This window comes from Vibrio sp. F13 (assembly GCF_020806305.2).
Classification (GTDB): Bacteria; Pseudomonadota; Gammaproteobacteria; order Enterobacterales; family Vibrionaceae; genus Vibrio; species Vibrio crassostreae_C.
In genome coordinates, this window is sequence record NZ_CP170175.1 from 850,723 (window position 1) to 863,388 (window position 12,666).

Consider the following 12,666-nt stretch of genomic DNA (forward strand, 5'->3'; position numbering starts at 1 on the left):
TTAAACCTTCACCTCAAATATTCGACTATTCGAGTTTTGGGCTGCTAGGCGTCTTAGAATTTCAAGCATTTCTTCATCAGGGATCTGGCGAATAATATCACCGGTTGTGGTCTCATAAATGGTAACCACATCTCTCCCAGATTCTTCATCGACCTTAAAAGCCACACCTTTATTGAGAGAGGAGATAAACTCGTTTACCTTCTCCACCATTTTGACTCGCTCTTCATCATTTAACTCTTGTCTATGTTGAGCTAATTGAATCGCCGCTTCGGTAGCTTCCTCTTTCGATTTCTCTACCTTGTCATAAGATGTTGCTTCTTTTAGTCGCGAAAGACTCGACGCACTACTACCTTCATCGCTTGCAATTTTAATGCCATTAGGTGAGCCATAAGGCTGGATGTTCGATGCGTTGGATGATATTTCCATAACACTCTCCCTCCCTCCTTTATGAGCCAAACAGTAAAACTCTACCCAGAGTAGAGTTTACCGCTACTTACCGAGGTAAGTTTAGCCCAATAAGCTTAGAGCTGCTGATGGTGACTGTTTTGCTTGAGCTAGGATAGAAGTACTCGCCTGCTGTAGGATTTGAGACTTCGTCATAGCTGTTGTTTCTTTCGCGTAATCGGTATCTTTGATACGGCTCTTAGACGCATTAACGTTTTCGTTGATGTTGTCTAAGTTGCTGATTGCATGGTCAAAACGGTTTTGGAAAGCACCTAGAGAAGCACGTTGGCTATCAACAGATTTTAGAGCACCATCAATGATAGATACTGCTTCGTTTGCACCTGCAACAGAAGTTACGTCGATATCGTTAACGGTAACGTCTTTACCAGCACCGATACCTAGTTCGCCCGCAAGGCTGCCGCCAAACTCAACATCACCTTCAACTTTTTGGCTTGAAGCGAAAAGTTGCAGTTTACCGCCTTCACCCACAGACGCTTTAACGTCTTGGCTTTGACCATTGATGTAAGTTGCTAGCTCTTCGATATCGTTGCCTTCTTTAGCAGAAATAGATAGCTCTTGCGCTTCACCAAACTTATCGTTGTATTTGATTGTTAAATCAGCACCCGCACCTACACGCCAAGAAGCATCTTTGCCTTCTGTAACGCCGTAGCTCTTACCACCCATGTCTTGAGTGTCAGTACGCATGTTGCTCATAGATAGCATTACTGCTTCACCTGAGTCAGCACCGATTTGGAAAGATTGGCTGCCGTAAGTACCGTTCAGAAGCTTGTTACCACCAAAAGAGGTCGTTTCAGCGATACGGTTAAGTTCTGTGTTTAGAGCAGAGACTTCTTCTTGGATCGCAACACGTTCAGATTTGCTGTTCGAACCGTTTGAAGATTGAAGAGAAAGGTCACGCATACGTTGCAGAATGTTGGTTGACTCATTCATTGCACCTTCAGCTGTCTGTGCAATAGAGATACCGTCATTCGCGTTTTTCACAGCCATATCTAGGCCACGACTTTGCGACGTTAAGCGGTTAGAGATTTGTAGGCCTGCAGCATCATCTTTTGCGCTATTGATTTTATAGCCAGAAGACAAACGCTCCATTGATTTTTGAGTACCTTCAGCCGCGCTATTCAGGTAGCGCTGAGCCGTCATTGCAGACACATTAGTGTTTACATTAATCGCCATAGTTGATCTCCTTTAGGCATTTTTTAATGCACTTATGTGACTCTCACCTCACACAAATACATGTCAATTTGTTTATGCACCAGTGTCTCTCTCACCTTACATTGGTACATATCATTTCTCTCAATCCCTTTAACGGCGCCTTAATTAGAAGCTTTAATAAAAAATGCGCTTTTTTTCATATTCTTTTCAACAACAAAGGAAAGTGTGATCGGGCTTCAATTAATAGGGCGACATTCGCTAAAGTTGCCCCATTATTTAAGTTAATGAGCGTAGTGTTGAATATAAAGTCAGAAGAGATCCCTGATATCTCGTTCTACTCGATTCTGGGGTGACGAAAGACTGCTTCGATGTAGTAAGCGAGGAAACCATCATTTCCCAATTCCCGTCACTCCCTACAGTGAGGAGCGAGCGTGATAGGGAATCTCGCTTTCCAATCAACGACCAACACCAAAACTCCCCCCTTCTCCAAATTGCAGGCAATAAAAAACCCAGCCGAAGCTGGGTCTGTTTAGCGCTCATCTCTCACCACGAGCTAATTTGTGGAAGCCTAACGTTGACGCTTATAGTCAACGTGGCTTTTTAATCGATTAACCTAGTAGGCTAAGTGCCGAGTTCGGAGCTTGCTTCGCTTGAGCAAGAATCGAGCTTGAAGCTTGAGAAAGGATCTGAGACTTAGTCATCTGAGTCGTTTCTTTCGCGAAATCGGTATCTTTAATACGGCTCTTAGATGCGTTAACGTTCTCGTTAATGTTGTCTAAGTTGCTGATAGCGTGGTCGAAACGGTTTTGGAAAGCACCTAGCTCAGCACGGTGGCTATCTACATACTTAAGTGCCGCATCGATAATAGCTACAGACTCTTGTGCGCCGCCAACTGATGTTACGTCGATAGTATCAACCGTTACGTCTTTGCCAGGTTGCATGCCTAGTTCGCCAGCCAGGCTGCCAGAGAATGCCACTTCGCCTTCAACCTTGTTGTTACCAGTAAACATTTGTAGCTTACCGTCTTCAGTTACAGACGCTTTAACAGAGTCTTGTTGACCGTTGATGTACGTTGCTAGCTCTTCGATGTCGTCACCCGCTTTTGCGCTGATGTCGATTTCTTGTGCTTGACCGAAGTTATCAGTGAACGACATTTTTAGGTCGTTAGAGCCTGCTTGAACGTTCCAATCTTTATCTTTCGCGTTCTCAGTTTGGTAGCTCTTACCACCCATCTGAGCGTTATCAGAGCGCATGTCTTTCAGTTGAAGCATTACCGCTTCACCGTTGTCTGCACCGATTTGGAATGATTTAGTACCGTGAGTACCGTTAAGCAACTTGTTGCCACCAAAAGACGTCGTTTCCGCGATACGGTTCAGTTCGTCGTTCAGCGCTGTTACTTCTTCTTGAATCGCTACACGCTCAGATTTTGAGTTTGAGCCGTTTGAAGATTGTAGAGACAAATCACGCATACGTTGCAGGATGTTAGTCGTCTCATTCATTGCACCTTCAGCTGTTTGTGCAATTGAGATACCGTCGTTCGCGTTACGTACAGCAACATCAAGACCACGACTTTGAACGTTCAAACGGTTCGAGATTTGTAGACCCGCAGCGTCATCTTTTGCGCTGTTGATTTTTGAGCCAGAAGCTAGACGCTCCATTGATGTTTGTTGTGCGCTGTTTGCGTTGTTTAGGTAACGTTGCGCTGTCATCGCTGAAACGTTTGTATTTACATTCACTGCCATGGTGATTTCTCCAATTGATTTTCCGGTATAGCGGTTTCCGACGTCTCGGAAAACCAAGTAGTTCTCTCAAAGTTACTTTTAATAACGGCGCGAAAATCAGAAGCTTTAGAAAAACTTTCAAAAAACCACAAAAAAAATATTAATCTAATATTTATCAAAAACTTAATTTTCATCATTTTCTAATACAGCGATAGATTTCAATTGGAAAAAGATCTTAATCTGTTCAGAAAGCGTACGAACCGCCGTCTAAATGGCTCAAGGTCGAGAAATGATCAATCGCCAAAGATCTCTGACTTACGCAAATCTTGTGTAATAGATGACATTATTTGTCGTGAAGAAGAACCATCAAATAGAGATTTGGAAAAGGTAGTGCGAGAAAGTTCACAGGAAAATAAATAGCAAAAACAAGAAATACAGAAAGGAAAAAGCCCCTTTTCCTTTGAGAGAACCGGGGCTAGTTGGCGCGTCAGAGCCTGTGTGGAGATCATCGAGAAATGAACACATTTCCGACTTGCCGTTGCATTCTTACTGCAAAAATGGATAGCAGGTGAGAGATGAGAGAGCTAAACATTCAATAGTAAGTATGCTTGCCAGTTTCCCTTGCTGCATGGCTCACGTCTGAACACGAGCAGCAAGTTCAACCAATAACTATTGCAATAATGACATTGCAGAGTTAGGCAACTGTTTTGCTTGAGCAAGTATTGAAGTACCTGCTTGTTGCAGAATTTGTGATTTGGTCATTTGCGTCGTCTCTTTCGCAAAGTCCGTATCTTTGATTCGGCTGTTTGAAGCGTCTACGTTCTCTTGTACGTTTGCCAAGTTATTAATACTGTGGCTTAGACGGTTCTGTTTTGCACCCAAATCAGCACGCTGTGAATCCACGTACTTCATTGCAGAATCAATCACGCTGATCGCGTTCTGTGAACCCGCAACGCTGGTTAAGCTAACATCTTGAACCGAGGTTGCGCGGCCTTCACTCTTAATACCTAGCTCAGACGCTAGACCACCAGAGATAGACATTGGGCCGTCAAGGTCAGGTTCAGCAACGAACAGTTGAATGCGACCATCATCAGTAACCGATGCGTTCACAAGATCAGACTGACCATTAATGTAAGTCGCAAGCTCTTCGATATCATCGCCCGCTTTGGTATTGATATCTAAAACGATGTCTTCACCCGCTTTGGTTTTGAATTCGAACTTAAGATCGCTCGCTGTTGGCGGCACTTCCCAGTTCTTATCTTTCGCGTTTTCTGAATCGAACGTAGTACCACCCATACGGTAGTCATCTGCACGGATACTTGTCAGAGCCATGATCATTGCTTCACCAGAGTTAGAACCGATCTGGAATGAAGCTTCACCGAATGAACCGTTCAGTAGACGACGACCACCAAACGATGTGGTTTCCGCAATACGGTTAAGCTCATCTTGAAGTGCCATTGACTCTTCGTTCAGTGCAGTACGCTCTGCCGGCGAGTTAGTGCCGTTTGATGATTGAATCGCTAGATCACGCATACGTTGTAGTACGTTAGTCGATTCGTTCATCGCGCCTTCTGCTGTTTGAGCAATCGAAATACCGTCGTTGGCATTACGCATTGCCACATCAAGACCACGAGACTGAGCGGTTAGACGGTTCGAGATTTGCAGACCTGCCGCATCATCTTTCGCGCTGTTGATCTTGTGACCAGATGACAAACGCTCCATAGAAGTCGCTAAGTCATTAGATGCTTTATTCAGGTAACGCTGTGCTGTCATAGCAGATACGTTAGTGCTTACATTGATAGCCATTTTGCTCTCCTTATGAGTTCGCAAAGTTTCTGCGAAGCGGCCAGCTTTACTCTCATATGGATAAGCACTGACCGTGTATTACTCGATAAACCCTATACAAGGTTTAAGATCTGTATTAATCATTTATAACCAACACAGATACAAGTTGTATGCCAAGTTTAATATCATATAAATAATTTTTTAATTATTTAAAAATCAGAAGCTTACAAACAACACTGCGCAATTATGATTTTCTACTATTAGAAGATGAAAAACATTCACCTTCCTTATTGCCGTTTTTTGCCGCTATTCTAGAAACATCATGCTTCGTACAAAAAAGCGGCAAACTGTGGCGTCATTCGCACGTATGGCATAGCACATACGGCAAGGAATCAACGCCATGGTGATCGACAAGCCACCATTAAATACCGATTGATCATTAAATATAGTTAAACAAGGTCAGGTCTTTGGTTTTGCCAAACGCTTGTTGAGAAGCTTGTAGTGCTCGAGAGTTTTCATTGAACTCAATGATCGCTTTCGAGTAATCCAAGTCTTCAAAGTTGCTTTTTGCTTTTGCTAAAGACAACTTGAAATCTTCATGTTGTTGCTCTTGAATATCCAAAGTACTCAAGCGTGCACCAACATCGGTTCTTGCCTTGGTCAAATGGATAAACGCAGCGTGGAACTCTTCAGTTACTTGGTGCAGTTTCGCTGTTGCTGATGCATCCGATACCGGGTTTTCAGCCTGCTCAGCAGCCTCTTTGAACGTATCAAAGATAGAGAAAGTCTCTCGTGGTTCTAAGGTGATCGAATCACCTTTAGTGATTTGGCCTTTGATTTGAATATTCAGCCCTTCATAAACAATGCCTGTCGAAGGATCAAAATCTTCTGCCGCAACCACTGCGCCGTCTTTTTCAAGCTGATAAGCGAAATTGCCCGTCTGCATGTCGACAAACGTCACTTTATAAGTAGACCCATCTTCATCGCTGTTGGTCGCACGCCCGAGCAATAACTCAGACGCAGGTTCAAGCTCGTACTGAGGTTCGTAGTCACCGAACGGGTTGTCTATTTCCATAAACATCTTGCTGCCCGGATCATTCATTGCCATTTCAAAGCTGCTTGCCACACGCATCTTGCGTTGGTAGTCATCACCTTGATATGTCACATTCCCTTCGTTATCTCGAAAGAAAGGCTGATTTTTCGGCTTAGTGCCTGCAAACGTGTAGTTACCCGACTCATCTTGAGAGTTGGCTAAATGCAGGAAGTTATTCGCCAGTTCTTGAATTTCACGCTTCTTAGCTAAACGGTCTTCCGGAGAAAGCGCACCGTTGATCATTTCCATAACGGTTCGTTTTGCTTCATCAGCAAAGCCTTCAGTGTTAGAAACCAATACTTCATGATGCTCAAGACGGTTTCTGACTAGAGTAATCGCATCGACATACTGTTTAAGCTGTTCTGACTGCTGACCAATGTTCTGTAAATAGTGCGTCGCTAATGGGTCATCACTTGGCGACTGTAACTTCTTACCCGAAGCAAGTTGTGCTTGGTTGTGATGCACCTTGTTCTCTTGACGGCGCAAGTCGTTTTGTACTGACTGATAATTATGGAAGCTAGAGATACGATTCAACATTTATACCTTCCTATCTCAGAGCCAAAATAGTGTTAAACGTATCATTGGCTGCTTGCATGATACGTGAAGAAGCCATATACGCTTGCTGAAATTTCATCATATTTGCCGCTTCTTCATCGAGGTTTACTCCCGAGATAGAAGCTATACGTTCTTGAGCCGACTGTTTTTCTAACGTCGCAATATCACTCAGGCGATTTGCCGTTGAAGACTTCAAGCCCGTATTAGTATTCAAGTTATGGTAAAGGTCTAAAATCGTAGACTCACCCTCATTCAACAGCTTTCCTGTTTGAAGGTCTTGCAGCTTACGCAGGTTACCGTTGTCACCTTCTGATGGGACAAGGTTTGCCGTAAACTTATCGTTTGCCACCGCGCCGGGTGTGAGCTCAAACGTTGTGCCGTTGATAGTCACTGGCCCTTGTGGCGGATACGGTTGCGGCTGCATTAAAATGTTGCCCTTCGGATCCGTCACAGCAAACTGCTCACCTTTTGGTGAGACAATCACTTCAAACTCACGCAGTTGACCAGCTTCTAGAATTTTGAAACCAGCAGTACCCTTAGCAAACGTGGTCGATGCCTCATAACTTTGCGCAGCAATGTCTTTCGGGTCTTTGGTTTCCATATGAATCTGCGCAGCAAAATTACGCGTTGGACGCAGTAACAGTTTCTCTCCTAGTTCAGGAGGGTTACGTACTTCCACTCGCATGCCATCAAGATAAAAAGCACTACCGCTAGAGTCGGTCGCCATCTTAACGGTCTCACCGTTCGGCTTAGTCACGACATAATCACTGCCATCGTATTTCAGTCCATACTCACCGCCTTTTAAGGCAGAAGTATCATCAATGTATACCGCAACATCGGCTTTCGATTGCCCGCTAGCCGTGACACGAGATTTTGCCACCAGCTCTGAGTTCACGTCGGTAAACAAGTCCTTACCTACGTTGCCGTTAAGATCCAAACCTTGTTCTTGAAGACTATTGACCTCATATGAAAACGCGGTCGCCAAACGACCAAGCTCATCCATGATTGCTGGGATATGTTCGTCACGCATGTCTAGCATGGCGCCGATTTTTCCGTCGATATCACTGCTGGTGATCGGTTTTAAAGACTTACCTTCAACAATCGCTAGGCGGCGCTGATGTGCATCGGGTAAGCCATCAACCATCTTCAGCTGACTCGCTTCACTACCAGAGACCAAGGTATGGCCATTACCAATATGGACATTAAACCCTTCGGCATTTGAGCGTGGTGTCACCGTAACTTTGGTGTAACCAGAAAGCTCATTAATCAACTTTTCATGCTGATCTCGTAGGTCATTATGAGGCCCAGGAGTTCGCATCATTAAACGCTGAACATCACGGATCTCGTACGCAAGTTGGTTAACTCGCTCGATACCCATATCTAATTTTTTATTCGTAGAATCAGACTGTTGACGAACTGTTTCATGAAATTCATTCAAGGTTTTAGTTACAAGCCCTGCTTTCTCTAACACGACCTTACGCGCACCCACATCATTTGGGGTATCGGCGAGAGTCTTAACGGAATCAAACCATTCGTTGAGGTTTTCTGGAATCTTCTTTGAAGCGACCGACGACAACATGCTCGACAGCATATCGAGGTTGGCTTCGGTATCGCCTTTGTTGGCGGCATTGGTTGTCGATAAGTTAAGTTCTTTGACGGCAAACTGATCCCAAGAGCGGCGAACATTTTCCACATGTACCCCCATACCGTAGGATTGCCCACCGTACTGGCGCGGGTCATTCACACCTTGAATCACAGACTGGCGGCTATAGCCCTCTGTGTTAGCGTTAGAAATGTTATGACCTGTGGTGTTGAGCTGTCTCTGAGCCGTAAGAACACTTTGTGCCCCTACATTCAGAAGATCCGACGCCATAATGCCCCCAAAAAACTTAACAAAACCAGAATGAACTGATTAACTACAACCGTATATTACTAAGATAAAAGCAATATATGTGCCAACACAAACAATAGGAAATTAAAAGACGATAATTTATTGAAGTGTAAGGAGATAACTATGGATTACGCGTAAGAACTGAAGGGGCGGAGAAGAAAAGAGCCTGCCAGTAGCAAGCTCTCTATGTTGATTTATGACGCTAGTTCATCTCATCAATCTTGGCTTTAACTCGTAAAACCTTGTCTGCATAGTTAGGGTCAGTTGCGTAACCAGCCTGATGAATACCTTTGATGAAATTCTCTGAATTGCCTTGATGCTGTAGCGCCGTTTCGTATCTTGGATTTTCGTTCAAGAACTTCACGTAATCATTAAAGCTATCTTCGAAATTAGAGTAAGAACGGAAGGAAGCTGACTCTTTAACGGCGGTTTTGCCATGGAACTCAAGAGTTTGAGTCGCGACCTTATCGCCCTTCCAACTTCTATCTGCTTTGATGTTAAATAAGTTATTGCTGTTGCCCAAAGAGTTCTTAACCATTTTAGAACCCCAACCCGTTTCAAGGGCAGCTTGTGCCAATAGAAGAGACGAGTCCACACCAAGCGCACTTGCCGCTTTTTCCGCGTAAGGCTTCATTGAGGTCACAAACGATTCTGGAGAATCAAAGGATACTGGCTGTTTTGCTGCTTGCGCAGGTTGAACGTCTGACGCTCGCTCTTCCGAACGGCCTGAATATTGCGGTCTTTGCAATGAAGCATCAAAGCCTTCACTGCGAACCTTCTCTTCAGACGTATCGCTTGCTTGGCCAGCGCTTAGTTGAGCCACGATCATATCTGCAAGACCTAATGAACCTGAAGCGCTTAACTCACTCGCCATTTGGTCATCTTGCATCTGACGATAGAACTGCTCGTTCTGGCTGTTCAACATATCCGACTTAAAGCTCGAGTTAGCATCGCGCATTGACTTAAACAACATCGAGGTGAAAATCGATTCAAACTGTTTTGCCGCCGCGGTTAATGCTTCTTTCTCGCTACCTTCTTCACCGTTTACCGCTTGTTGACGAAGACGGTCTAAACTACCGATGTCGTGAATAAAGCCGATGTCATTGTTATTTTTAATCATGCTTTACCCCTTCTTAGATAATGATCAATTGGCCTTCAATCGCACCCGCTTGTTTCAGTGCTTGAAGGATTGCCATTAAATCAGAAGGTGCAGCGCCCACTTCATTGACTGCGCGTACCAAATCGTCCAGCGTTAGGCCAGGTTCAAATTTGAACATCTTACCATCGCCTTCCGTGATTTCGATATCAGAATCAGGGACCACTACCGTTTGGCCACCAGAGAATGCATTCGGTTGGCTTACGTTTAGATTTTCTTTAATTGCAACCGTCATACCACCGTGGGTGACCGCCGCCGCTTTTAGGCGAACGTGCTTACCAACCACAATCGTACCTGTACGAGAGTTGACGATGATTTTTGCAGAGCCTTCAGCAGGGTCGAACTCGATGTTTTCGATAGCCGACAAGAATGCTACACGCTGGCTGATTTCACGCGGTGCACGAACTTTTACTGAAGTTGCGTCTACCGCTGAAGCCATTTGTGGGCCTAGGAAATTATTAACCGCATCAGCCATACGCTGAGCCGTTGTGAAATCTGATTGGATTAGGTTGAAGGTGATGTAGTCACCACGACCGAATGGCGTTGGGATCTCTTGTTCAACCGTCGCACCGCTAGAGATGATACCAACGTTAGGGTTGTTACCGACAATCTTAGAACCGTCGTTACCTTGTGCACTAAAGCCACTTACCACCAAGTTACCCTGCGCGACCGCATACACTTGACCGTCTAGACCTTTCAAGAAGGTCTGTAGCAAGGTACCACCACGAAGGCTTTTTGCTGAACCGATAGAAGAAACGGTTACGTCAACTTCTTGGCCTTGCTTAGAGAATGCTGGCAGTTCAGCAGTCACAATAACAGCCGCGACGTTTTTGGTTTTTGGCTTAGTGCCGGGCGGCAATTGGATGCCAAAATTTTGCAGCATTGCGTTAAATGTTTGATCGGTAAAGGGAGTTGTCTCACCAGTACCCGGCAAGCCCGTGACCAAACCATAACCGACAAGTTGGTTACTACGAACACCCGCCACTTTTGCCACGTCTTTGATTCGCGCAGCATGGGCACTGGTGGCAAGAAATAGCATGCCGAATAGTACGAGTGTCAGTTTTTTCATTGAGTAACCTGTCTGTATTGCTTTAATTTATAATAGCTTAGCTAAATGTGGCTCAGTGATAGAGGCTGTCAGTATGTCGTCGTCCTATCAAGCTCTACAGAGATACATTAAAGAATCGTGCCAAGAATCCAGGCTCTTGCATATCTTTCTGCACGCCCGTGCCCGAGTACTGAATTCGTGCGTTAGAAACACGGTTTGAAGCGATGGTATTTTCGAAGTCTATATCATCAGGACGGATGGTGCCGCTTAGGCGGATATACTCATCGCCTGTGTTCAGTGTCATCCACTTTTCACCACGGACCACTAGGTTACCATTGGCTAAGACTTCGATAACTTCAACGGTAATGTAGCCGCTGATGCTGTTACTCTGGTTGGCTGACGCGTCACCCGCAAAGGTGTTGGTGTTGCTCAGATCATAAGAAAAGTTGTACTTGTCGATCGTCAACTCTTGACCACCAACTGCCAGCGGCTCCATCGTTGCATCATTCGACTTAGACATGTCTGCGTTGGCTTTCTTGGTCGCTCGAGTATTCTCGTCTAGCGCTACAGTGATGATGTCACCAATACCACGAGGTTTTGAGTCGTCATACATGCTGCCAATGTGATTAACATTGAACAGTGAGCCCGTTGCTGCTGCGTAGTGTTCTGGTTTTTCTTTTGGATTGATTGGCGCCCATGCTGGGTCACCAGCAACTGGATCGGTTCGACCACGAAGTGTATCAATAATGCCTGAGCTCTCTTGAGCCGACTTATCACCTTCCACGGCATCAACCACTGTGGTTGCGTTTTCTTCTGCCGGAGTCTCAATAGGATCCAAAACAGAACACCCCGTCATAGACATAAACAGAGCTAAACAAAAAATACGTTTCATGGCGATATACTCTCAGCAGGCAATGGTAAATAGAACAATGAGTAGAAACACGTCAATTAATTGGAAATAATCTATTAATTATCAATAATTAAACGGCTAATAAATCAGTTACAGCTGTTGGTTAACAAAGCTCATCATTTTGTCTACCGACGAGATAACTTTCGAATTCATTTCGTAGACACGTTGAGCCTCAATCATATTCACCAGCTCTTCGGTTACGTTGACGTTCGATGTTTCAAGCATCGACTGACGAATATTACCTAAGCCATCAAAGCCAGGAACACCCTCTTGCGGGTCGCCACTAGCACCGGTTGGTAAGTAAAGGTTTTGACCTACAGGCTCTAAACCACCTGGGTTTACGAAGTCAGTGATGGTGATTTGGCCAACCACGACGTTGTTTTGCTCGCCACGTAGACGAACCGATACTTCACCGTCGTTACCAACCGTTACCGAGATCGCGTCTTCAGGAATCACAATTTCTGGTTGTAGAGGATAACCTTGGCCCGACGTTACGATCGCGCCTTCACCGTTCAGTGTGAACTGACCATTGCGGCTGTAACCTGTTTCACCGTCTGGCATTTCAACTTGGAAGAAACCGTCGCCTTCAATCATCATGTCTAGGCTGTTAGATGTCGTTTGTGCGTTACCGTGAGTGTGCACTTTTTGAGTCGCGACGACCTTAGAACCGGCACCCAGCATCAAACCACTTGGCAGCTCAGTATTCTGAGACGATTGACCACCCGGTTGATTAATATTCTGGTAGAACAGATCTTCAAATACCGCGCGGCTCTTTTTAAAACCAATAGTTGAGGCGTTGGCAAGGTTGTTCGAAATCGTTGAGATATTGGTTTGTTGGGCGTCTAAACCCGTTTTACTTACCCATAATGCTGGATGCATAGCAATGTCCT

At 44.8% G+C, this 12,666-nt stretch carries 10 protein-coding genes; all 10 read right to left on the reverse strand.

The genetic code is table 11. The features are described from left to right. The 10 genes from flaG to flgG all read right to left on the reverse strand — a co-directional run bounded on the left by flaG (position 1) and on the right by flgG (position 12,655). Complete coding sequence (gene flaG, locus LMH68_RS03835; RefSeq protein WP_017066380.1) at positions 1 to 426, reverse strand: flagellar protein FlaG; 426 nt, start codon at positions 424 to 426, stop codon at positions 1 to 3. An 81-nt stretch (positions 427 to 507) separates the two neighbouring features. Beyond that, positions 508 to 1,638, reverse strand: a complete 1,131-nt coding sequence (locus LMH68_RS03840; RefSeq protein WP_102332840.1) for a flagellin — start codon at positions 1,636 to 1,638, stop codon at positions 508 to 510. A gap of 587 nt (positions 1,639 to 2,225) precedes the next feature. Next, on the reverse strand, positions 2,226 to 3,359 hold the full coding sequence (locus tag LMH68_RS03845; RefSeq protein WP_048616124.1) for a flagellin: 1,134 nt from the start codon (positions 3,357 to 3,359) through the stop codon (positions 2,226 to 2,228). Between the two features lie 648 nt (positions 3,360 to 4,007). Next, complete coding sequence (locus LMH68_RS03850; RefSeq protein WP_017064128.1) at positions 4,008 to 5,144, reverse strand: flagellin; 1,137 nt, start codon at positions 5,142 to 5,144, stop codon at positions 4,008 to 4,010. Positions 5,145 to 5,562: 418 nt separating this feature from the next. After that, positions 5,563 to 6,753 (reverse strand): flagellar hook-associated protein FlgL, encoded by a 1,191-nt coding sequence (gene flgL, locus LMH68_RS03855; protein ID WP_017064129.1) that lies wholly within the window; start codon positions 6,751 to 6,753, stop codon positions 5,563 to 5,565. Between the two features lie 10 nt (positions 6,754 to 6,763). Further along, entirely contained in the window at positions 6,764 to 8,644 is a 1,881-nt protein-coding gene (gene flgK, locus LMH68_RS03860) for a flagellar hook-associated protein FlgK (RefSeq protein ID WP_229647686.1), read from the reverse strand. A 220-nt stretch (positions 8,645 to 8,864) separates the two neighbouring features. Beyond that, positions 8,865 to 9,782 (reverse strand): flagellar assembly peptidoglycan hydrolase FlgJ, encoded by a 918-nt coding sequence (gene flgJ / locus LMH68_RS03865; protein WP_017064131.1) that lies wholly within the window; start codon positions 9,780 to 9,782, stop codon positions 8,865 to 8,867. Between the two features lie 13 nt (positions 9,783 to 9,795). Next, a complete protein-coding gene (locus LMH68_RS03870) occupies positions 9,796 to 10,887 on the reverse strand; it encodes a flagellar basal body P-ring protein FlgI (protein WP_017062257.1) in 1,092 nt (363 codons plus the stop codon). Positions 10,888 to 10,981: 94 nt separating this feature from the next. After that, entirely contained in the window at positions 10,982 to 11,758 is a 777-nt protein-coding gene (flgH, locus tag LMH68_RS03875) for a flagellar basal body L-ring protein FlgH (protein WP_017076829.1), read from the reverse strand. Positions 11,759 to 11,866: 108 nt separating this feature from the next. Next, positions 11,867 to 12,655 carry a flagellar basal-body rod protein FlgG gene (flgG, locus tag LMH68_RS03880; RefSeq protein WP_017062259.1) on the reverse strand — a complete coding sequence of 263 codons (789 nt, stop codon included), beginning with the start codon at positions 12,653 to 12,655 and terminating at the stop codon, positions 11,867 to 11,869. Between the last annotated feature and the right edge of the window lie 11 nt (positions 12,656 to 12,666).